Source organism: Naumannella cuiyingiana, from assembly GCF_013408305.1.
GTDB lineage: Bacteria > Actinomycetota > Actinomycetes > Propionibacteriales > Propionibacteriaceae > Naumannella > Naumannella cuiyingiana.
On record NZ_JACBZS010000001.1, the window covers coordinates 2,430,715 to 2,452,023 of the forward strand.

Sequence of the window (21,309 nt, forward strand, 5' to 3'; positions counted from 1 at the left end):
CAGTCGCGCAGCGCCTGATCTGGTGATAATCAGCCCGATCGAGGAGATGGCGCGCACCTCGCCCTCGGGCACGAGTACGCCGTACTCACCGATCACTCGCCGCGCCTGCAGGTCGCCAACGGGCTCAGCGTCGAACGCCTCTCGACCAGGAGCCGGGCACGCTCGCCCAACTCGACGTCGTCGTGGCCGGCGTGCACTCCAAGTTGCGGATGCCGGGCAGCGAGATGACGCCGCGCCTGCTCGCGGCCGTGCGCAACCCCCGCGTCAACGTGCTCGGCCACTGCACCGGCCGGCTGATCCGCTCCACCGGACGATCTCATCGCCCTCGCCCTCGCCCTCGCCCTCGCGCTCGACATCGGCTGCTTGTTCTCGGTCGTCTCGGACGCGCACGCGCCCGGGCAGCTGGCGTTCAAGGCGTACGGCGCCGCTCGCGCGGAGCGTCTCGGCGTACCTATCGACCGCATCGTCAACACGTGGCCGAAAGAGGAGCTTCTGGTCTGGGCGCGGCTCAGTCGGCCGCGATAGCCTCGATCTCCAGCAGCCACTTGGAGCTGTAGATGCCGGTGATGATGACCGTCAGCGCCGGACGATGCTCACCAAGCACATCGTCGCGCACCGCGGTGTTGACCTCGCGAAACTGCTTGTCGCTAAGGAATGTCGTGACCTTGACGAGATTACCCACCGACATCCCGGCTGACTGCAGGTTGGCGAGCACATTGCTCCACGCGAGCCGGCACTGCGCTTCGAAGTCGCTCGGTACGACGCCGTCGGCATCTTCGGGCACCTGCCCGCTGATGTAGAGCGTGCGCGTGGCCGCGCGGACTTCGACCGACTGGCTGTAGGTGCCCAGCGCTGGTCCGTCAGACGGATTGTGCGCGATCAGCTCCATGTAGACCTCCGGTCGCTGCGGCGGCTATCGGTCGGTGCGCACGTCCCACAAGAGGTGCTCAAGATCGTGCATCGCGTAGACGCCGAGCGTGTACGCCGTGGACCGCGAGCCGTTGGAGCGGCGGCCGGCGCGTTCCACTGCTCACCGCTCACGCCGGCGATCTGGTCAGCGGTGCGTTGCGGGTCGCGCGACGGATAGTCGCCTTCGGCGGCGGCTCGGTCTTGGTCCCAGTTGGCGAACTCGGGGTCGTCTTCGGCGAGGATCAGCGCGATCCGCCCTGCCATCACCTCGCACACGTCGGCGATGTGGGCGCCGTACTCCCCCTCAGACCAGGTGTCGGGGTCGGGGCGTACGCCGACGTCCTCGCGCTGCAGGATGGCCGACCAGGGCTCCAGCGCGGCGGTCATGCGAGCGACGAGGTTGTCCCGGGTAACCGACGCGGGGTCGAACCCGCACTCCGGGCAGGGGTCGTTGATGACCCAGGTCCAGTCCTTGGTGTCCGGTGCGATCACCATGCGCCGATGCTGCCATACGCATCAGGTGCCCAACCAGCGAGTTCCCGCCACGCGGCATGCCACTGCGTAGAGCGCAGAAAGCCTCAGACCTTGTCGGGCCTCGACCACCGTCGGCGATCGGCCGCAGTTCGGTCGCCAGCACCTTGATCCGGGCCAGGTCGATCTCCCCGCGCCGATGCCGCTCGGCGACCTGCGGCACCTCCCGACTCATCGACGCCGCGGTGATCGTGAGATCGGCCGCGGTCCGCGAGGTACCCATGATCACGGCCAGGTGATCGGCCAGGAACTCATCGACATCCTCGCCGGTGCGAAAGCCCGCGTCGACGGCCCCCGGACCACCCGGGAGCTGCAAGGGCTCGTCGCCATCGGCCATCCCGTGCGCGGCGTAGTCGGTCATCGCGCGGATCGCTCGCAGTTGCACCGCCTCCGCCCAACGGGCAAGCCTCGTCGCGTCGGTGATCATGTCGACCAGTTCGCTCGGCAGCAGCTCCTCGAGATGTTGATCAAGAGACTCCAGTCGGCCGGCGAGCCATCGGCCGGTCGCATCGGCGCCGCCGACGGGAGCCGGCTCCGGCACCGGGACCGGCTCGCGATCGCACCGGCCGCCCAACGGGTCGCCTGTGATCACGCGGGATGCGTCCCCGCCCGCCTCCCGGATCGCCAGCGCCTCGGCCGCCCACGCGGGCTCGTGCCACGGATCAGGATCATCCCGCCCAACACCCCTCTTCCGGACCGGTCGACGGCTATGTTTGCCGCCGTGACCAGCAATCTGCCGCCGCGACAGCGGACCGCACCGCGGCCCAGCCGCGCCGCTCGCATCGTCGGCGCGGTGCTGGTCGTCCCGGCCGTGGTGTTGGTGTTGGTCGACTACGCGCTGCCGGCGGCGCGTACCGTCACAGCCAGCTTCCAGCGGTGCGCGTCCCTCGCCCGCGATTGCACCTGGGCCGGGAGTCTGAACTACCGGTTGTTGCTGATCGGTCCGGGGGAGGGCGTACCCACGCTGCTCGCGCGGGGTTTCCTGGCCGCGGGGGTGGTGGCGGTCCTCGGCGCCGCGGGCGGCGCGATGATCGGGATGCTCGCTGGCGGCGGTCGGCGCATGCGGATGGCTGCCCGGGTGCTGATCGCTGCGGTGCTGGCCGGGGTCACGCCGGTCGGAATGGCCCTCGGTCACGCCCAACTGCTCCGCGCCCCGGACGACGCCACCGCAGCCACCGTCGCCGTGGCGGTCGCGACCTTCGCTCCCGCCCTGGCCGGCCTGATCGGGGCCGTGCTGATGGCCGTCCCGGGCGGCCCGGTGCGAGCTCTGCCGGTGATCGGTGCGGCAATGGTCGTCGTCACCGGCGCCGGCGGCCTGCAGCTCACCGCCCTGGGCTACGTGGGTGGCGGCCGCCTGGAGGCCTCGGGCGCCGTGCTGCGCTGGCTGGTCAGCGCGGAGTTCGGCGGAGCGTCGGCCATCTCCGTGATCATGCTCGTGTTGCTCGCTGTGCTCGGCCTCGGGGCGACGGTCCTGATGATCATCACGGTACGCCTGACCGTCGTCCCGCCCGCCGTGCCGCATCCGGCTCCGAACACCCGGCCCCGCGCCGGGGCGACGGTCGGCCTGCTGGCGGTTGCCCTGATCGCCGTCGCCGCGCTGCTCGCGGCGCTGCCCTGGCTGAGCGCGACGCAGCCGGCGATACCCGGTATGGAGCGGCCGCTCACACCGTCGCTCATCGCCACCGGGGCGGCCCTCGGTGGCACCGCGATCCAGACCGTCGTGGCGCTGGCGGCCGGGATCGGCATCGGCTGGTTCCGCCCGCTGGGCGCGCGCTCGCGTTGGTTGTTGTTGATCTTCGCCCCGTTCCTGCTGGTCGGCGTGGTCCCGCTGGGTATCGCCTGGTACCTCCCGGCGCGCGCCGCCGGGTCCTTCGACACGCTGCCGGCATTGCTGGGACCGAGCGCGCTGTGCTGCTGGATGATCATGGTCGTCGCGCTCGCTGCGGAGGCGGCGCGCGAATCGTCCGACCGCTACGGCCGGGTCATAGCGGCCGCCGTCGCGCCGCTCGCCGGGGTGGTCGGCGCCGCGGTGGTGCTGCTGTTCGCCATGCGCTGGCAGGAGTTCGTCTGGCCGCTGCTGATGATCGGTGACACCGACCTGTGGCCCGATCCGCTGTGGACGCTGAAGTCCTGGGATGCCGTCGGGCTCGCCGGTGTGCTGCCCTTCCCGGTGTGGCTCGTGATCGCGGCCGGGCTGGCGGCGGCCCTGGTCGGTGCGGACCGGGCCCGGGTGGCCGTGGGAGTCTCCGGCAACCCCGGCCGCGCCGAGTTCCCGGCCGGTCGACCGGCCCGTTCGGTGCAGGGGGGCGGCCCTGGTGGTGCGCCCGCGGCCGTGACGCCCCGCAGCGACCGCAACGGCTAACATGTAGCCCGCCAGGCCCTCGTAGCTCAGAGGATAGAGCGTCGGTTTCCTAAACCGTGCGTCGCAGGTTCGAGTCCTGCCGGGGGCGCCGACGCGCTTCGCCGGGCCCGACGTGCCACCATGTGCCCCATGTCCGAGACCACGACCGAACCCGAGGGCCTCGCCCGGGCCCGGGCCAAGATGACCGACGCGGGCGTCTATCCCGCGGCGATCGAGGCGTTCGCCAGCTACTACCGCCAGCTCGAACAGGGCGCCACCGGGCAGGTCGCCGAGTCCGACATCGAGCCGCTGACCGATCCGCCGCGGCTGACCGACGTCGAGCTCGGCCCCGAGCAGGCCGCCGACGCTCTCGCTCGCGTCGCGGTGATCAAACTCAACGGCGGCCTCGGCACCTCGATGGGGATGACCGGTCCGAAATCGCTGCTGCCCGTCCGCGGTGAGCAGACCTTCCTCGATCTGATCATCGAACAGGTACGCCACGCCCGCGCCAGCCACGGCGTACCGCTGCCGTTGATCCTGATGGACAGCTTCCGCACCCGGGAGCCCACGCTGGCCCGCGTCGCCGCCCACGACGACGTGATCGTCGCCGACCTGCCGGTCGACTTCCTGCAGAGCCAGGAGCCGAAGCTGCGCGCCGATGATCTTGCTCCGGTCGATTGGCCCGATGATCGCGAGTTGGAGTGGACCCCGCCCGGCCACGGCGACCTCTACCCGTCGCTGCGCGACTCCGGGGTCCTGCAGACCCTGCTGGACGCGGGGTACGCCTATGCCTGCGTCTCCAATGTGGACAATCTCGGCGCCACCCCGTCGCCCGAACTGGCCGCCTGGTTCGCCGACAGCGGCGCGCCTTTCGCGCTGGAGGTCTGCCGGCGTACCCGCGCCGACCGCAAGGGCGGCCACCTCGCCATCCGGCGCGCCGACGGGCGCCTGATCCTGCGCGAGAGCGCCCAGGTCCGCGACGACGACGCCGACGCCTTCTCCGACACCGACCGGCACGGTTACTTCAACACCAACAATCTGTGGCTCGACCTGCGCGCGCTCGCCGACGTGCTCGCCGAACGCGACGGCGTGCTCGGGCTGCCCATGATCGTGAACCGCAAGACCGTCGACCCCGCAGACCCCGAGAGCCCGAAGGTGATCCAGATCGAGACCGCGATGGGCGCGGCGATCGAGGCCTTCGAGGGTGCGCAGGTGATCGAGGTGCCGCGCTCGCGCTTCCAGCCCGTGAAGACCACCAACGATCTGCTCGTGGTGCGCTCCGACGCCTACTCCCTCGCCGACGACGGCCACCTGGAGGCGGTCGCCGATCCGGCGCCCGTGGTGGACCTCGACCCGCGCCACTACAAGTTGGTCGGCGATTTCGACGCACGCTTCCCCGACGGGCCGCCGTCCCTGCGCGATGCCGCCTCGCTCACCGTGCGTGGCGACTGGACCTTCGGCGCCGATGTGCGGGTGGTCGGCGATGCCGAGCTGGCCGATCCGGGTACGCCGTCGCGCGTCGAGCCCGGTACGGAGCTGTCCTGACCGCCGACCCGCTGGACGACGCGCTCGGGCTGGCGCTCACCGGCCAACCCGGCGAGCGGGGCCGCGAGGCCGCCCGCTGCGCACGGGACGCCGCTCGCGGGCGGGGCGAGGCCTGGCCGCTGCCGGTGCCGGACGAACTGCTCGCGCGGGTCGGGTACGCCCGGTGGGCCGCGGCGCTCCGGGCAGCCGTCGACGAGTTGGCCCTCGACCCGTCGCCGACCAGGCGGCCCGGTGTGCTCGGCCCCGACGAGCGGCGCCTGCTGGCCGACCGCCCGCCGCACTGGTGAGGACCCCTTCTCGACTCCGGTCAGCGAAGGCTCGACTCCGGACAGCGAAGAGCCGGGCCACCTCGTCGTGGCCCGGCTCTCCGCCAGGGTGTCAGGTGCTCAGCGACCGGCCAGCAGGTCGCGGATCTCGCCGAGGAGCTTGAGCTCGTCCTCCGCGATCTCCTCCGGCTCGGGCTTGGCGGTGCGGGCCTTGTAGGCCTCGTAGGGCTTGACGATGCCGAAGTACACCACGCCGGCGATCAGCAGGAAGTTGACGGCGGCGGTCAGCAGCGGGCCGACATTGACCCCGCCGATGATGACGGACGAGAACTCGGGCGTCCCGATGATGAGCCCGATCAGGTCCATGACGACCGTGGTGAATGCGGTGACGACCGCGCCAAATGCGGAGGCCATGATGAATGCGACGGCAAGCTCGATGAGATTGCCCTGCATCAAGAAGTCCTTGAAACCCTTCATGGGCCGTTTACTCCTGTTCTTTCGGTTCGCAGTGCCCTGGACAGGGCCCTTGGGGGGCTGCGCTGGAAAGACGTTAGCAGCAGCGCGCGCGGATCTGCCCGAGGCGGCGCGGTGCCGCCGCCACGCTCGTGCGCTCAGCGCAACACCACCGCGATCGGCCCCGCCGCAGCCGCCTCCGCCAGGGTCAGCGCGGCGTCTGCGTCCACCTCCACCAGGACCATCGAGGCGCCCGAGCCCGACGGGGCCAGGCCGCCGCCGCTCTCCTCGGCAGTCGGCACCGCCACCAGCCTGACCCCGTCGGCGAGGACGGCGTACCGCCCCTCGGCACCCGCGCCCAGCAGGTCGATCCGGTCGCCCGGCCGGAGCAGCGCGATCAGGTCCGGGTCGGCCACCCGGACCGGCGCGATGACCATCCCCGGCGCCAGCGCCCCGGAGCGGTCGGCGACCACCGCCACCGCGGTGAGCGGGCTGCCGCTGGTCACCGGTGCTGCGAGGGTACGCCCGATCACCGCGCTCGGGTCGGTGATCGCCTCGGCCGGCACCAGCTCGGCCGGCCAGCGGGCCACCCGGACATCCCCGGGCGCCACCGGCTGCCCGCCCCGCAGGGTCGCCGCCGCGACCACGACCGGAGCGCGCGGTGCCTCGGGCGGTCTCAGGGCCGCGGCCAGGGCGAGCACGGCGACCACCGCACAGACCGCGGCCACGGCGCGGCGGTGCCAGGACAGGGTCTTGCGGACGGCGCGGAACCAGGAGGGCATGACACCACGATGCTGAATTCTCCGCGCCGATGCGCGGGTTCACCCCGGTTGTCCACAGGCCAGTTCAGATCAGGCCAATTCAGATCAACTTCCGGTCGACGTCGCCGACCCGGCCTTCTTCTCGCCCGAGCCGGACGTCGCCGACTTGTCCGAGCCGCCCGACGAACCCGAGCTGCCCGACGAACCGGACCCGCCCGAGGACCCGGAGGACGAGCCGCCCGAGGAGTTCGAGGACTTCGACCGGCTGTCGGTCTTGTAGAACCCCGAGCCCTTGAACACCACGCCGACCGCGTTGTACACCTTGCGCAGCGGGCCGCCGCACTCGGGACACTCGGTGAGCGCCGGGTCGGTGAACTTCTGCACGGCCTCGAGATCGTGGCCGCACTGATTGCAGCGGTACTGATAGGTGGGCATCGGTTCTCGTTCTGTGTCGGGCGGGCGGCCGGGGACGGGCACGCTGGCACTCAAGCGTACCGACTGCCAATAGTATCGTCTGCTCGGTGCGGATGCTTCCACGATGGCTCGTCGTCGCCCTCGGCATCATTGCCCTGTTCGCGATCGCGCTGACCAGCCTGGCCACGGTGACCGTCCGCGAGGCGTTCCCGCGGACCGAGGGCGAGGTGTCCAGCAGCGCCATCAGCGGCCGCGTCGACATCGTCCGCGACGAGCTCGGCATCCCGCAGATCTACGCCGACACGCCGGAGGATCTGTTCGCCGCGCAGGGCTATGTGGCCGCCCAGGAGCGGTTCTTCGAGATGGACTTCCGGCGCCACGTCACCGCCGGCCGCCTCGCCGAGCTGTTCGGACCCGAGCAGGTCGAGACCGATGCGTTCATCCGGACCATGGGCTGGCGCCGCGTGGCCCAGGCCGAGCTGGGCATGTTGTCCCCGACGTCGCAGCGCTACCTGGAGGCCTACACCGCCGGCGTCAACGACTGGATGGCCGGCCGGGCCACCGAGCAGATGTCGGTGGAGTACGCCATCCTCGGGCTGACGGGCCTGCGCTACCGGCCCGAGCCGTGGACCTCGGTGGATTCGCTGGCCTGGCTGAAGGCGATGGCGTGGTCGCTGGACGGCAACAACGAGCTCGAGGTCGAGCGCGCAACCTTGCTCAAGACGCTGCCCGCCGATCAGGTTGACCGGCTGTTCCCGCCCCAGGATCCAGACATCGCCCCGATCGTCACCGACGGGGCGGTCAGCGGCGGGGCGTTCCGGCCGGGCGACCGGGCGGCCAACCGGCGCGAGCTGGACGGGTTGCCGGCGCCCGCCCAGGACGCCATCGGGCGGGCCGGCCGGCTCGGCCAGGCGGTGCCGGGACTGCTCGGCGAGACCGGCGACGGCGGCGCCGGCTCGAACTCGTGGGTCGTCTCCGGCGAGCACACCGCGAGCGGTCGGCCGATCCTGTCCAATGACCCCCACCTCGGGACGTCGATCCCGTCACCGTTCATGCAGGTCGGGCTGCACTGTCGCGCGGTGGGACCGGCCTGCCCCTACGACGTGTCGGGCTTCGCCTTCGCCGGCGTACCGGGCGTGATCATCGGGCACAACGCCCGGATCGCCTGGGGCCTGACCACCCCCAACCTGGACACCCAGGACCTGGTCGTCGAGCGGATCCGGAACGGGCGCGTGGTGAGCGCCGCCGGTGCCGAGGACCTGCAGGTCCGCACCGAGGAGATCCGGGTCCGCGGCGAGGAGCGGCCGCGGCCCCTGCAGGTGCGCGTCGGACCGCGCGGGCCGCTGATCTCCGATGTGGATGCCCAACTCGCCGCGCTGCCCGAGCCGGAGAGTGCCGGCGGCGACGAGTCCGGGGACGAGTACGCCGTCGCGCTGAACTGGACCGCGCTGCGGCCGACGCCCTCGATCGATGCGGTCTTCGCCCTCAACCGGGCCGGCAATTTCGACGAGTTCCGCGATGCCGCCGCCATGCTGCGCAGCCCGGCGCAGAACCTGATCTATGCCGATGTCGACGGCAACATCGGCTACCAGCTTCCGGGCGATGTGCCGATCCGCGACGGCTATGACGGCAGTCAGCCGACGCTCGGCTGGACCCGGCGCACCGGCTGGACGGGGATGGTGCCGTTTGCCGAACTGCCCTATGCCTACAACCCGCCCAGCGGCCGGATCGTCGCCGCCAACCAGAGCGTCGTCGAGCCGTACCCGCGTCCGCTCCAGGCCGGGCAGTCCTACGGCTGGCGCAGCCAGGCGATCTCGGACCGGCTGGCGGGCCAGCCGCGGATCGATCTCGACTTCGCCCAGTCGCTGTTCACCGACGAGAGCTTCCGGCTGACCGAGCCGCTGCTGCCGCTGCTGCGCGACAGCTATCTCGCCGATCCGTGGGTACGCGAGGCCCGCGACCTGCTGCGGACCTGGGACGGGCAGATGGCGGCCGACTCCGCCGGTGCGGCGTACTTCGCCCTGACCGTGCGCGCCATGATCACGCTGACCTTCGACGACGAGTTGCCGCCGGAGCTGCGGGCCTCCGGCGGCGACCGCCGCTATGCCGCGCTGGCCGAGTTGCTGAAGCACCCCGACGACCCCTGGTGGGACGACGTGAACACCCCCCAGCGCGAACGCCGCGACGACATCATCGCCCGCGCGCTCCTCCGGGCCCGCAAGGAGGGGGTGGTACTGATGTCCAACGACATCGACACCTGGCGTTGGGGCCGACTGCACACGATCGGGCTGCGGCACCAGACGCTCGGTTCGAGCGGGGTCGCGCCGGTGGAGCGGCTGTTCAACCCCGACCCGGCGCCGGTCGGTGGCGGGTCGGCGATCGTGGAGGCCTGGGGCTGGGACGCCACCAGCGACAACTTCCGGGTCACCGCGGGTCCGGCGATGCGGATGCTGGTCGACCTGTCGGACCTGGACAACTCGCGCTGGGTGAACCAGTCCGGGACGTCGGGACATGCCGGCCACGAGAACTACGACGATCAGTTCGAGCTGATGATCACCAATCGGTTGCAGCCGTTCCCGTTCAGCGTCGGCGCGGTCGATGCTGCCGCCACCCGCCGGATGTGGCTGATCCCGCGCTAGCCCGGTCCTAGCCCCTCGTCGCGATCGCGCGTTCCTCGGTGATGATCACGTCGATGCGCTCGTCGGTGGGTTCGGTGGGCAGGGAGTCCAACACCTCGTCCTCGTTCAACAACAGCACGGTCGCCGCGGCCGGGTCGGCCCAGGGCAGTGCCCGGTCGTACCAGCCGCCACCGGTGCCGAGCCGCTCGCCGGCAGGCGTGCCCGCCAGCCCCGGGCAGATGATCACCTCGGCACGTCCGAGGATCGGCGGGCTGAGCGCCGGCGTGCTCGGCTGCAGGATCCCGTGCGGTCCGGTGGTCAGCTCGTCCGGCCCGGCGTACCAGGCCCAGCGCGGATTCGGCAGCCGCCCGGGCGCGCCGCCGCGGCGCCCGCCCGTGGTGTCGATCGGCGGCGGCGCCGCATCGAAGGCCGGCAGGAGCACCCGGGCCCCCGCGGCCTGCAGCAGCGCGATGATCGCCAGGGTCCCCGGCTCGCCCGGGCGCGACAGGTAGCACGCGGCGGTCAGCTCCGAGTGCAGCCGCGGGCCGAGGAACTCCGCCACCAGCCGCGTCCGGGCCTCGTCGGCGGCCGCCGCCTCGTCGGCGTCGCGTACCGAGCGGCGCAGTCCGATCGCCTCACGCAGTCGCTGCTTGGTCTCGGCGATGGCTGCCCGGAGCTCTTCGTCCACTGGCCTATCGTAAGGACCATGCCATTGTTCGGCCGACGCAAGAAGCAGACCGAGGTCGCCGAGCAGCCCGAGCCCGAGGCTCCGCGGCTGCCCGACCCGCCCGCTCCCTCCATCAACGGACTGCGCAGCATGCAGGACCATCGCGACTATCTGCTGTCGTTGGTCGAACCGTTGCCGCCGTTCGGCCAGAACCTGATCGAGGCCCAGGGCCTCAGCCTGTGCGAGGACATCGTCTCCCACATCGACCTGCCGGGTTTCGACAACTCCGCCATGGACGGGTACGCCGTGCGCTGCGCCGACGTGGCCGAGGCGGCCGAGGACAACCCGGTCGACCTGCCGGTGGTGGGCGAGATCGCCGCCGGCGACGGGGACCTGCCGCCGCTCGCCGCGGGCACGGTGGTCAAGATCATGACCGGCGCGCCGGTCCCGGACGGCGCCGAGGCGGTCATCCCCTACGAGGGGACCAACCGGGGCAGCGAGACCGTGCGGATCTTCGCCCCGGGTCAGCCCGGGCTGAACATCCGCCGCCGCGGCGAGGACGTCACCGCCGGCACGCTGCTGTTGAACGAGGGCGACCTGGTCGCGCCGCGCAATGTCGGCCTGATGGCCGGCGTCGGGATCGACAAGGTGTTGGCCCGGCCGCGGCCGAGGGTGGTGGTCATCTCCACCGGCTCCGAACTGGTCCAGCCGGGCAATCCGCTGACCGGCGGCGGGCAGATCTATGACTCGAACTCCTATCTGCTGGCCGCCGCCGCCAAGGCCGCCGGGGCGCAGGTCTACCGCGTCGGGCTGGTCAGCGACGACCCCGACGAGATCAAGCAGACCATCTCCGACCAACTCGTCCGGGCCGACCTGCTGGTCAGCTCCGGCGGGGTGAGCCAGGGCGACTACGACCTGGTCAAGTCGGTGCTGCCGGAGCTGGGATTGACCGACTTCACCGAGGTCGCGATGCAGCCGGGCAAACCGCAGGGCTTCGGGCTGATCGGCGAGCACCCCGACGACCGGGTGCCGATGATCATGGTGCCCGGCAATCCGGTCAGCGCTTTCGTCTCCTTCGAGGCCTTCGTCCGCCCGGTGATCCGCAAGCTGATGGGCGTCGAGCCCTATGTCCGCCCGTCGGAGCGGGCCTTCGCGACCAAGGCGATCCGTTCGGTCAAAGGCAAGCTGCAGCTCGCCCGCGGGATCGTCACCGCCGACGCCGGCGGGCGGCGTACCGTCGAACTCGTCGGTGGGCACGGATCGCACCTGATGGGCGACCTGGCGCGGGCGAACGCGCTGGTCCTGCTCGGCCCGGAGACCGAGGTCGTGCCAGCCGGGCAGCCGGTGGCGGTGTGGATGCTCGCCGATGGCTGAGCGGCCGGTCGAGCGCGCGGGGGACGCGACGCTGACCCACCTGAACGACGCCGGCGAGGCGCGGATGGTCGACGTCTCCGACAAGCCGGCCACCGCGCGGGAGGCGACCGCGCGCGGTTTCGTCCGGCTGAGCGCCGAGTGCGTGGCGCTGCTGCGTTCGGGCGGCGTACCGAAGGGCGATGCCCTGGCGGTCGCCCGGATCGCCGGCATCATGGCCGCCAAGAAGACGCCCGAGCTGATCCCGCTGTGCCACCCGCTGCCGCTCACCGGCACGGACGTCACCGCCGAGGTGACCGACGACGGCGCCGAGATCGTCGCCCGGGTGCGCACCCTCGGGCCGACCGGAGTCGAGATGGAGGCCCTGACGGCGGTGTCCGTGGCCTGTTGTGCGCTGATAGACATGATCAAGGCCGTGGACCGACTCGCTAGGATCGAGCGCGTCGAGGTGGCGGCCAAGTCGGGCGGTCGCAGCGGCGACTGGAAGCGGGAGGACTGATGGTCACGGACCTGGGCAGGGCGATGGTGATCACCGTCTCGACCCGAGCGGCGGCCGGGGAGTACACCGACGAGACCGGTCCGGTGATTGCCCAGAGGCTGAAGGTGTGGGGTTTCAACGTCTATCCCGGGGTGATCGTGCCCGACGGCGAGGGGGTCGGTGCGGCGCTGCAGGCGGCGATCGCCTCGGAGCTGTCGCTGATCGTGACCACCGGCGGGACCGGCCTGTCCCCGACCGACCGCACCCCCGAGGCGACGGCGCCGCTGCTGGACATCCAGTTGCCGTGGCTGCCGGAGCTGTTCGTCCGCCGCGGGCTCGACAAGGGAGTCGCCACCGCCGTGCTGACCCGCGGCGTGGCGGGCGTGGCCGGGCGTACCATGATCATCAATCTGCCGGGTTCACGCGGAGCGGTGGACGACGGGCTCGAGACGCTCGGCATGGTCGTCCCGCACGCGGTGCGCCAGTTGCGCGGCGCCGGCGACCATGAGCGCTGACGCCGAGCCCTTTCCGCGTCGGCACCACTGGCCCGTCACCCTGCGCCACGGCGACGTCGTGTTGTCCCCCATCCGCCGCGCGGACCGGCGGGACTGGGACGAGGTACGCGCCCGCAATCACGCCTGGTTGACACCGTGGGAGGCCACCGCGCCGCCGGGTTCCGGCGGCCGCGCCGGCAGCTTCGGCGAGCTGGTTCGCGCGCTGCAGGCGGCCGCCCGTCAGGGCGCCGCGCTGCCCTGGATCATCCGGTACGCCCACGACGGCCGCGACCCGGTGCTGGCGGGCCAGCTCACGGTGAACAACATCACCTGGGGCTCGGCGCTGATGGCATCGATCGGCTACTGGGTGGACGAACGCTGGGCCGGGCGCGGCATCGTGCCGGCCGCCGTCGCGCTCGCGTGCGACTACTGCTTCGAGGTGCTCGGGCTGCACAGGATCGAGATCGCGATCCGCCCTGAGAACGGAAAATCCCTGCGCGTGGTGGAAAAGCTCGCCTTCCGCCCCGAGGGTCTGCGCCCCGGTTTCCTGCACATCAACGACCAGTGGCGCGATCACCTGATCTTCGCGCTGAACTCCGACGAGGTGCCGGACGGCCTGCGGTCCCGCCTGCGCGACACTCCGCGCCGCCTGAGCTGATCATGGCTGCCGGCGACGTAGCGTGTGCCGCGTGGGTACCGCCGGACTGATCTACGCCGCCATCGTCGTCGCGTGGCTGGCCTATCTCGTTCCCCAGTTCCTGCGGCGGACCAAGGTGGAGGACACCGAGCAGGCGATCCGCCCGCTGGGATCCGGGGTGCGGATGGTACGCCGCGATCATGCCGATGACCCGGTCGCCGACGGCGCGGAGGCAGCCGGGGTGTCGACCCCGCTGACCCGACGCGCGGGCCTGCGCGAGCTGCGCGATCTCGATCAGCTCGCCGCCCGGCGCCGGCGCAATGTGTTGACCGTGCTGATGTTCGCGGTCTCGGTGGTGCTGGCGCTGTGCGTGGCCGAGGTGACGCCGTGGTGGGCGCTGGCGATCCCGGGCGGCCTGGTGATCGCGTTCTTTGCGGCGGCCCGGGTCAGCGTGGTCTTCCTGCGCCGCGATCTGGACCGGCGCCGCGAGCGGCTGCTCGGTGGCGATGAGGAGGAGACCGTCGAGGTGTCGGCCGAGCAGTTGGCGAAGCTGCGCGAGGGGGCCGCGGTCGAAGGGGTGGCGCTCGGCGTACCCGATGATCTTGGGGGCCAGTTGTGGGACCCGCTGCCGATCACCGCGCCGACCTATGTGTCGCGGCCGGCCGGCGGTCGCTCCGTCCGGACGATCGATCTGGCCACGCCGGCGAATGCGCCGGCGGCGACCGACGCGAAGGATCGCCCGGTGACCGCCGACGAGCCGACCGAGGCGATCGAGCGTTCCGGCAGCACGCAGGTGCGCCGCGACGGCGACGAGGGCGACGAGCGCCCCCGCGCCGTCGGCGAGTGACCGGGGCCTAGCGGGCGTAGGTCTGGTCGAACGGCACGTCCGGATCGGCCAGCTTGGCCGGATCGACGGGACGCTCGGAGTTGATCAACGCCTTGGCGTCGTCGACGACATCCCAGACATTGACGTTCATCCCCGCGCGTACCTTGTTCTCCGCGTCCAGCCAGTAGGCGATGAACTCGCGCTTCTCGATGTCGCCGCGGATCACCACCTGGTCCAGCTCGGCGCCGGTGGCGTATCCGAGGTATTCCATGCCGAGGTCGTACTGGTCGCTGAAGAAGTACGGCAGCTCGGTCCACCGGGCGTCTTGCCCGAGGGCCGCTGCCACGGCCACGGGCGGCTGGTTCAGCGCGGTCGCCCAGTGTTCGACGCGCAGCCGCACGTCGAGCGCGGGGTAGGGCGCGTTGGCGATGTCGCCGACCGCATGGATGTCGGCATCGCTGCTGCGCAGCGAGTCATCGACCAGCACGCCGTTGTCGATCGTGATGCCGGCGTCCTCGGCCAGGTCGAGATTCGGCACGGCGCCGATCCCGATCACCACCAGGTCCGCGTCGACCTCGTGGCCGTCGGTCAGGCGTACCCCGCTGGCCGTGCCGTTGCGGCCCAGGATCTCGGCGGCCTCGCTGTCCACGCGCAGGTCGACGCCGTGCTCGCGGTGCAGCTCGGCGAAGACGGAGGCGACCTGGGCGCCGAGCACGTTCGCCAGCGGCAGGTCGTCGCGGACGATCACGGTGACCGGCTTGCCGGCCTGGCGGGCAGCGGCCGCGACCTCCAGCCCGATCCAGCCGCCGCCGATGATCGCGACCTGCTCGGCCCCCTCGATCGCGGCCCGCAGGCTGGTGGAGTCGTCGACGGTACGCAGGTAGTGCACCCCGTCGAGGTCGGCGCCCGGCACATCGAGGCGGCGCGGCGTCGATCCGGTGGCGAGGATCAGCTTGTCGTAGGAGATGCGGTCGCCGCCGGAGGTGTGCACCGTGTGCCGGCCCGTGTCGATGGCGGTGGCTCGGGTGTTCAGGTGCAGGGTGATGTTGTTGTCGACGTACCACTGCCGGTCGTGCACGGTGAAGTCGTCGCGGGACTCGTTGTCCTGCAGGTAGCCCTTGGACAGCGGGGGCCGCTCGTAGGGCAGCTCCTCCTCCTGGCCGATCAGGGTGACGTGGCCGGTGTCGCCGTCGGCGCGCGCCGCCTCGGCTGCCTTCGCGCCGGCGAGGCCGCCGCCGACGATCACCAGGCGGGGGGTGTTCTCGTTGCTGGCTGACATGTCGACAGGCTATGCCGCGGGCTCCGCGGCCGGTCGGGCGGGCGGCTCAGGCCGCCGCGGCGAGCGGCGCGAGGAGCAGATCGAAGACCTGGCTGCGGTCGAACTGCTCGGCCCAGGCGCGCGCGGCCGCCGCCATCGCCCGCCGCTGCGGATCGCCGAGCGCGAGCGCCTGGTCGATCCGCGCCGCGATCGAGTCGGGGTCGCCCGGCTCGATGATCATCGCGTGCTCGCCGACGGCCTCGCCGATCCCGCCGGTGCGGGTGGTGATCACCGGGCCGCCGCCCGCGAGCATCTTCTCCGCCAGCACGATCCCGAAGGTCTCGGTGAACTCCGGGCGCGGCTTGCTGGGCAGCACGAACGCCGAGCAGCCGGCCATCAGCGCGGGCTTCTCCGCGTCGTCGACGTCGTCGAGGAAGACGATCCGGTGGCCGAGCCCGGAGTCGGCGGCGACCTCGCGGAAGTACGACTTGTCGGGCCCCTCACCGGCGATCACCAGCAGTTGATCATGCCGGGCCGCGGTGCGGGCGAAGCCCGCGATCAGGTCGTCGACGCCTTTGGCCAGGCCGAGCCGGGACAAGAAGAGGAGGTAGCCGTTGCGGGACAGCCCGCGCCGGGCGAGCGTGGCGGCGATCGATTCGCTGCTCTGCCGCAGGTAGGGGCCGGCGTCGATGGCCGGATAGGACACGCGTACCCGCTCGGCGAGCTGGCCCGCGAAGGTGGTGCCGATCCGCTGGTCGAGCTCGGCCGCGGAGTCGATGATCAGGTCGCGGGTGTAGTGGGAGACCGCGACGCAGTGGTCGTTGGCGAGATAGCTGGTCAGCACGTCGAGCGCGGCGCCGAAGCGGCCGTCGGCGACGCAGGAGCGGATGATGTTGGTGACATCGGAGCCGACCGCCTCGGCGATGGTGGTGACCCGCGCGGGTAGTCCGGCGGCGAGCGCGATCCGCCGGGCGTCGGTGACCGCGCGGTCGTGCGGACTGAGGTAGAGCGACATGCAGACCGTCGGGGTGCCGTCCGCGATCAGCTCCACGATCCGGCCGGTCAGCCCGGCCAGGTAGCGACCGTCGGGCACCTTGTAGTCGCCGACCGGCTCCGGCCGCTCCACGACGATGCCGGGGGAGTAGGGCGCGACGCCGTCGGCGGGCTTCAGCGGCAGCCCGGTCTCGGCGAGCCGGTCCAGCGGCCAGGTCAGGATGCGTACCTCGTCGAAGCCGCGCAGCCGGGCAACCTCGGCCAGGTTGCGCGCCTCGACCGAGTGCCCGCAGATCACCGGGTCGGCGCGGACGACGATGATCATCCGGCGGCGCACCGGACCATCGAGCAGGGTCAGTTCGGGCAGGTCGTGGGCGGTGGGCGCGTGCGGAGTGATCATGGTCGTCACCAGCCTTCCGGTTCGGCGTCATGGGTGGGCTCCGCCAGGGAGGGCGGGCGGTCGGCGCGCCCCCAGTCCGACGGTTCCGGGCCAAGCTCGATCTCCAGCAGGCCGCCCGCGTGCACCGTCGCGGCGGGCAGCCAGCTTCGCTGCCAGGGTTGGCCATTCAGGCGTACCGATCGGACGTATTGGTACGCGGCGCCCGGTGCCAGCCCGTCGGCGATGATCACGAACTCGCCGCCGGCGACCCGCAGCATCGAGCGGCGCACGTTCGGGGCGTTGATCAGGAACATCGACCGGCCGGTGACGGGGAACAGGCCGAGCGTCGCCCAGACGTAGAAGGAGCTGAGCGCGCCCGAGTCGTCGTTGCCCGGCAGACCGCCCGGGCCGGTGCCGAATTGGTGCAGCCAGGCGGCGCGGACCACCTCGGCGGTGCGGTCGGGCCGGCCGGCGTAGTGGTAGCCGTAGGGGGCGTCGAGGTCGGGCTCGTTGTTCAGGCCCTCGAAGCGGTTCAGGGCGTACCCGCGGTCGAGCTCGGCACGCCCGGGCCGGCGGCCGGGCTGGGTGACCGGCTCGGCGTCGTAGCCGAAGAACCGGTCGAGGAGCGCGACGTAGCCGCGGTCGCCGCCGGCCAGCTCGATCCGGCCGGCCATGTCGGGCAGCAGCCGGAACGAGTAGTTCCACCGGCCGCCCTCGTAGAAGGTGGAGTCGACCAGCAGGCCCGTTGCCGGGTCGAAGGCGTTGCGCCAGTTGGTGGCGAGCCGGGCGTACCGGGCGGCGGCGGGGTGGTCGCCGATGTGGGCGGCGACGATGGCGGTGGAGTGGCAGGCGTGCGCGAGGTCGAGGGTGTGGCTGATCGGGTGGGTGATGCCGCGCTCGAGGAACTCTTCGCCCCAGGCGCGGCGGAAGTCGGTGTCCATGAAGCACAGCGCCCAGCCCCAGTCCAGGCCGGGCAGGCGGAGCTGGCACAGGTCGGCGAGGAAGGGGTGGGCCAGCGCGCTGCCCTGGCGGGCGAACCGGTCGGCGCCCTTGGCCATCCGGTAGCCGATGGGCAGGTTGCCCTCGTTCTCGCAGACGTGCAGCAGCGCGTTGCCGAGCTCGACGGCGCGCTCGGGCAGCAGGGTGGTGAGCAGGGGGAGCTGTGTGCGGCAGATGTCCCACATGGTTGCGAGGTCGAAGGCGTACGGGCCGTCCTGCGGCCACGACGGGCTTTCCGACGGCGCGAAGCACGGTTTGATCATGGAGTGGTAGAGCGCGGTCGCGAAGATCGTTTCGGTACGCTCGTCCGGCGCCTCGATGGTGATCAGGTCGAGGTGATCGCGCCAGGCGTCGGCGGTGCGGTTGCGGCGGGTGGCGAAGCTGGCGGGGATCGTGCCGGCCAGCGGGTCGGGTTGGCCGCAGTCGGCGTACAGATTGCGGCGGGCCTGTTCGACGCCGCGCAGCGAGAAGCCGAGGCGTACCTCCACCTGCTGGCCGGGTTCGGCCGGTCCGCGCAGCAGCAGCCCGAACGGACGCAGCGTGGTGGGGCGGATGTAGTCGAAGTCGAGGCGCGTGCCGCCCTGCATCAGGCGCTTGTCGTACCAGAGGGCCTGGCGCCAGCTTGGGGTGTCGCATTCGAGGTGGATCGCGAGCGGTACGCCCTCGACGACGATCTCGCCCTGCGCGACGCCCGGGCCGGTGATCGCGAGCTGGGCGCGCAGCGGCACGGTCTGGCCGTGCGGGATGGTCAGGCCGCCGTGGGAGAAGTCGATCACGATCCGCGCGTCGGGGTGGGCGCCGAACGTGTAGCGGTGCACCGCCGACTTCGGGCCGACCGTGACCTCGCAGTCGATGCCGGCGGCTGGGTCGTCGGGGTCGACGTCGGTGAGGCGGGCGGCGTACCAGCCGGGCGCGGCGCGCTCGTCGACGATGGGCCGGGCCTCACCCAGGGTGTCGAGCGGTTGCAGCATCGGGGTGACGCGGAAGTAGTTGTAGTACTTGCGGATCGCGCCGGTGCCGGATTGTTGGAAGTGGGTGAAGCCGCTGATCCGGTGCTCGGCGGCGATCAGGTCGGGGATGCCCTCGGTGTTCAGGTCGAAGGTGCCGTAACCGGTGGGGTAGCCGCCGGAGTACGCGCAGGCCGACACCATGCCGAGCGGGTGGGTCGCGCCCGGGTGCGTGTTGCCCACCTGCGGCTTCGGCCACCACCAGGTCGCCGCCAGGCCGTCGGGGCGGGGCAGGTCGGTGATGTCGGTGCCGATGAACGGGTCCACGCGGTCGAAGTTGCCCGGACGCGGTGCTGGCTCCGGCTGCGCCGAGGGCGCGTCGGTGGGTTGCGCCGGCCGTGCCCGAGCCACCATGCGATGACGCTACGAGCCGGCCGTAACGACGGTGTTTCCGTGCTGCAACGATCGCGTTCCCGGCGGGGTCGTGGTGGGCGGTACCCCGCCCGCGCGAGTGGGCGATCGGTGCGACGGGCTGCTATAGTCATGCGTCGCATGGGGCTATGGCGCAGTTGGTAGCGCGTCTCGTTCGCAATGAGAAGGTCAGGGGTTCGAATCCCCTTAGCTCCACGTAAGTAGAGGAATTCGAAACCTGCCCCGCGTGATCGCGGGGCAGGTTTGTTTCTGCCGTGAGGGTGTCTGGGACCTCCGCGTTGAGGTGGGCGAGGACGCCTGCGACGACGTCTGTGGGCTCATAGGTGACGTGCTCTTCGTCGTCGATGGTGATGCGCTTGAAGAGTGCTTGGTTGAGGATGCGGCGTTCAGCGGGTTCGGCTTTGGCGTAGAGGTCGTAGAGGTCGGTGAGGATGTCGATGATCTGGTCCAGCCCGGTGCGGGCGTCGGCGTAGGTGCTGGTGGGGTTGTCGAGCCGGTGGGTGATGGCGTCGAGGCCTGCGCGGATGCGGTCTTGCTCGGTTTTGAGGAGGTCGAGCGGGATGGCGTCGGCGTAGTGGGCTTGGACGAGTTTGAGTCGTTCAGCGTCGAGCTTGCCCTTCTGGGTTTCGAGGAGTGAGCGTTCGTCGCTGCTGGATGCTTCGAGCTTGTCGAACACCAGGTGCAGCACCTCGCGGACCCGTTCGGCTTGGTGGCTGGTGAGGGCGTTGGTGCCGTAAGTGGCTTCGATCTGTTGCTCGATGTGTGGGGCGTGGACGTCGGTGCTCGCGTGCCTGCGCGAGTGACTGCAAGAACCGGGAGCGTAGTGATTCCCGTGCCGCCGCCTTCGGCCATCAGTGTCGGCAGGCTTGGTAAGGGTGCGAGGTTTCCGATCTCATCGAGCGCCAAGCAGCAGTGGTGGGTCGAGGCGTGCTCCGGGTGATCTGGCCGCGATGCGCCTTGCGGTTTCGATGAGGTCCTCCACCAATGCCGCCACCAACGCAGCCGACGCACCGGCCCGGCACCGGTGGCGAGCAGATACAGCGTGCCGCGGTCTTTGATGATGGCTTCGGGGTCGAAGCTCTCTCCCTCACTCGGGCTCACGCCGTCGAGCACCCGTGGATCGGCGAGGGCGCCGAGTGCGAGCGATACGCCTTGCCAGATTGAGTCGCGGGTGCGGGGGTCGGAGTCGATCATCGCCTCCAGGGAGTCCGCCCAGCCGGCGGCGGCGTTCGGGTGTCCGCTCAGGATCGCGACCGCTTCCGCCACCACCACTGCTACCGCCGGATTTGCCGCTGCCTCCGCCGCCTGCTCGGTCGAGAACCTTCTGCGGGTCTCCGCTCAGCCGATTCAGCGACTGCTCGGAGCCGATCGGGTGATACATGTCGAACCCGACGAACGCGATGAACTTATACGTCAGATACGGCGCGAATGCCGCCATTGCCATCAGGACAACTCCGGCGATGGGGTCACTGATCGACGCGCCGAGCGCCGCCCGCGATAGCGCGGTGGGATCTCGTTTGATGAGGCCGGTGATGAGTTGGAGGCAGAAGAACACCAGCATGATGAACATTGCGATCCCGAACACCAAGTTGTAGACACTGACGTAGCCCTCCGATGTGACGTCGACGAGGGTTGTGGTGTCGAAGACCGATTAGACGGCCTCGATCAGCCAGCCGGCGGCGGCGCCCATGGCTTGGGCGAGCCAATCAAACGGGGCGCTGATGAGTGCGCCGGCGGCGTCGCCGGCGATATCGCAGACCGTGGAAATGACGGGAACATCGCAAACCCCCATCACAAACCTCCCTTTCGGTGGTGGTGGGTGTGGTTAGACCTGCTGGCCGACGTTCCAGAAGAAGTTGATGAGCGTCACGGATGCGCCGCAGATGATCGCGGCACCGCAGGAGACGAGGACGCCGATCTTCCCCCGACCCGCCAGATGCGGGTTGCTGCTGTTGGCACCGAAGCCCCACATGATCGCCGAAATGACAGG

General features: G+C 71.1%; 21 protein-coding genes and 2 tRNA genes. 12 read left to right on the top strand and 11 right to left on the bottom strand.

What is annotated here, in order from left to right; all coding sequences use genetic code 11:
* Positions 1–508 precede the first annotated feature (508 nt).
* Positions 509–889 (bottom strand): RidA family protein, encoded by a 381-nt coding sequence (locus GGQ54_RS11285; protein WP_179445478.1) that lies wholly within the window; start codon positions 887–889, stop codon positions 509–511.
* Positions 880–1,404: a DinB family protein gene (locus GGQ54_RS11290; protein WP_218843827.1), complete on the bottom strand. Its 525-nt coding sequence runs from the start codon at positions 1,402–1,404 to the stop codon at positions 880–882. The genes GGQ54_RS11285 and GGQ54_RS11290 overlap by 10 nt, the downstream gene beginning before the upstream one ends.
* Positions 1,405–2,161: 757 nt before the next feature.
* Here GGQ54_RS11290 and GGQ54_RS11295 point away from each other — a divergent pair.
* From GGQ54_RS11295 to GGQ54_RS11310, 4 genes are all read left to right on the top strand, one after another.
* On the top strand, positions 2,162–3,802 hold the full coding sequence (locus tag GGQ54_RS11295) for an ABC transporter permease family protein (protein ID WP_179445479.1): 1,641 nt from the start codon (positions 2,162–2,164) through the stop codon (positions 3,800–3,802).
* Between the two features lie 15 nt (positions 3,803–3,817).
* A tRNA-Arg gene (locus GGQ54_RS11300) sits at positions 3,818–3,890 on the top strand.
* A 41-nt stretch (positions 3,891–3,931) separates the two neighbouring features.
* Positions 3,932–5,326: a UTP--glucose-1-phosphate uridylyltransferase gene (locus tag GGQ54_RS11305; RefSeq protein ID WP_179445480.1), complete on the top strand. Its 1,395-nt coding sequence runs from the start codon at positions 3,932–3,934 to the stop codon at positions 5,324–5,326.
* 125 nt (positions 5,327–5,451) lie between these two features.
* Positions 5,452–5,613 (top strand): hypothetical protein, encoded by a 162-nt coding sequence (locus tag GGQ54_RS11310; protein ID WP_179445481.1) that lies wholly within the window; start codon positions 5,452–5,454, stop codon positions 5,611–5,613.
* A 99-nt stretch (positions 5,614–5,712) separates the two neighbouring features.
* Here the strand turns inward: GGQ54_RS11310 and GGQ54_RS11315 are convergent, their stop codons facing one another.
* From GGQ54_RS11315 to GGQ54_RS11325, 3 genes are all read right to left on the bottom strand, one after another.
* A complete protein-coding gene (locus tag GGQ54_RS11315; protein ID WP_179445482.1) occupies positions 5,713–6,069 on the bottom strand; it encodes an MscL family protein in 357 nt (118 codons plus the stop codon).
* A gap of 134 nt (positions 6,070–6,203) precedes the next feature.
* Positions 6,204–6,827: an SAF domain-containing protein gene (locus GGQ54_RS11320; RefSeq protein WP_179445483.1), complete on the bottom strand. Its 624-nt coding sequence runs from the start codon at positions 6,825–6,827 to the stop codon at positions 6,204–6,206.
* Positions 6,828–6,911: 84 nt separating this feature from the next.
* Complete coding sequence (locus GGQ54_RS11325) at positions 6,912–7,241, bottom strand: FmdB family zinc ribbon protein (RefSeq protein WP_179445484.1); 330 nt, start codon at positions 7,239–7,241, stop codon at positions 6,912–6,914.
* 92 nt (positions 7,242–7,333) lie between these two features.
* Between GGQ54_RS11325 and GGQ54_RS11330 the strand changes: the two genes are divergently transcribed.
* Positions 7,334–9,859, top strand: coding sequence for a penicillin acylase family protein (locus GGQ54_RS11330; protein WP_179445485.1), 2,526 nt, complete (start codon positions 7,334–7,336; stop codon positions 9,857–9,859).
* A 7-nt stretch (positions 9,860–9,866) separates the two neighbouring features.
* Here GGQ54_RS11330 and GGQ54_RS11335 read toward each other — a convergent pair whose 3' ends face one another.
* Positions 9,867–10,526, bottom strand: a complete 660-nt coding sequence (locus tag GGQ54_RS11335; protein WP_179445486.1) for a 5-formyltetrahydrofolate cyclo-ligase — start codon at positions 10,524–10,526, stop codon at positions 9,867–9,869.
* Positions 10,527–10,544: 18 nt separating this feature from the next.
* Here GGQ54_RS11335 and glp point away from each other — a divergent pair, with 18 nt between their 5' ends.
* Genes glp through GGQ54_RS11360 form a run of 5 tightly spaced genes read left to right on the top strand, consistent with a single transcriptional unit; the run spans position 10,545 to position 14,332 of the window.
* On the top strand, positions 10,545–11,879 hold the full coding sequence (gene glp, locus GGQ54_RS11340) for a molybdotransferase-like divisome protein Glp (RefSeq protein WP_343045942.1): 1,335 nt from the start codon (positions 10,545–10,547) through the stop codon (positions 11,877–11,879).
* On the top strand, positions 11,872–12,375 hold the full coding sequence (moaC, locus tag GGQ54_RS11345; protein ID WP_179445487.1) for a cyclic pyranopterin monophosphate synthase MoaC: 504 nt from the start codon (positions 11,872–11,874) through the stop codon (positions 12,373–12,375). The genes glp and moaC overlap by 8 nt, the downstream gene beginning before the upstream one ends.
* Positions 12,375–12,869, top strand: a complete 495-nt coding sequence (locus tag GGQ54_RS11350) for a MogA/MoaB family molybdenum cofactor biosynthesis protein (RefSeq protein WP_179445488.1) — start codon at positions 12,375–12,377, stop codon at positions 12,867–12,869. The genes moaC and GGQ54_RS11350 overlap by 1 nt, the downstream gene beginning before the upstream one ends.
* The gene (locus GGQ54_RS11355) at positions 12,859–13,506 is read left to right on the top strand and encodes a GNAT family N-acetyltransferase (protein WP_179445489.1); all 648 of its coding nucleotides are present in this window, start codon (positions 12,859–12,861) and stop codon (positions 13,504–13,506) included. The genes GGQ54_RS11350 and GGQ54_RS11355 overlap by 11 nt, the downstream gene beginning before the upstream one ends.
* A 31-nt stretch (positions 13,507–13,537) precedes the next feature.
* Positions 13,538–14,332: a hypothetical protein gene (locus tag GGQ54_RS11360; RefSeq protein WP_179445490.1), complete on the top strand. Its 795-nt coding sequence runs from the start codon at positions 13,538–13,540 to the stop codon at positions 14,330–14,332.
* Positions 14,333–14,339: 7 nt separating this feature from the next.
* Here the strand turns inward: GGQ54_RS11360 and GGQ54_RS11365 are convergent, their stop codons facing one another.
* The 3 genes from GGQ54_RS11365 to GGQ54_RS11375 all read right to left on the bottom strand — a co-directional run bounded on the left by GGQ54_RS11365 (position 14,340) and on the right by GGQ54_RS11375 (position 19,301).
* Positions 14,340–15,590 carry an NAD(P)/FAD-dependent oxidoreductase gene (locus GGQ54_RS11365; protein WP_179445491.1) on the bottom strand — a complete coding sequence of 417 codons (1,251 nt, stop codon included), beginning with the start codon at positions 15,588–15,590 and terminating at the stop codon, positions 14,340–14,342.
* A 46-nt stretch (positions 15,591–15,636) separates the two neighbouring features.
* Positions 15,637–16,584, bottom strand: a complete 948-nt coding sequence (locus GGQ54_RS11370; RefSeq protein WP_425487419.1) for a glycosyltransferase — start codon at positions 16,582–16,584, stop codon at positions 15,637–15,639.
* Positions 16,585–16,967: 383 nt separating this feature from the next.
* Positions 16,968–19,301, bottom strand: a complete 2,334-nt coding sequence (locus GGQ54_RS11375) for a glycoside hydrolase domain-containing protein (protein WP_179445493.1) — start codon at positions 19,299–19,301, stop codon at positions 16,968–16,970.
* Positions 19,302–19,441: 140 nt separating this feature from the next.
* On the opposite strand from GGQ54_RS11375, the gene GGQ54_RS11380 reads away from it, so the two are divergent.
* Positions 19,442–19,514, top strand: a tRNA-Ala gene (locus GGQ54_RS11380).
* Between the two features lie 31 nt (positions 19,515–19,545).
* A complete protein-coding gene (locus tag GGQ54_RS11385; RefSeq protein ID WP_246292624.1) occupies positions 19,546–19,956 on the top strand; it encodes a hypothetical protein in 411 nt (136 codons plus the stop codon).
* Positions 19,957–20,406: 450 nt separating this feature from the next.
* Here GGQ54_RS11385 and GGQ54_RS16700 read toward each other — a convergent pair whose 3' ends face one another.
* Complete coding sequence (locus GGQ54_RS16700; RefSeq protein WP_218843828.1) at positions 20,407–20,889, bottom strand: hypothetical protein; 483 nt, start codon at positions 20,887–20,889, stop codon at positions 20,407–20,409.
* A 255-nt stretch (positions 20,890–21,144) separates the two neighbouring features.
* Positions 21,145–21,291 carry a DUF6112 family protein gene (locus tag GGQ54_RS17755; protein WP_425487401.1) on the bottom strand — a complete coding sequence of 49 codons (147 nt, stop codon included), beginning with the start codon at positions 21,289–21,291 and terminating at the stop codon, positions 21,145–21,147.
* Positions 21,292–21,309: the final 18 nt, after the last annotated feature.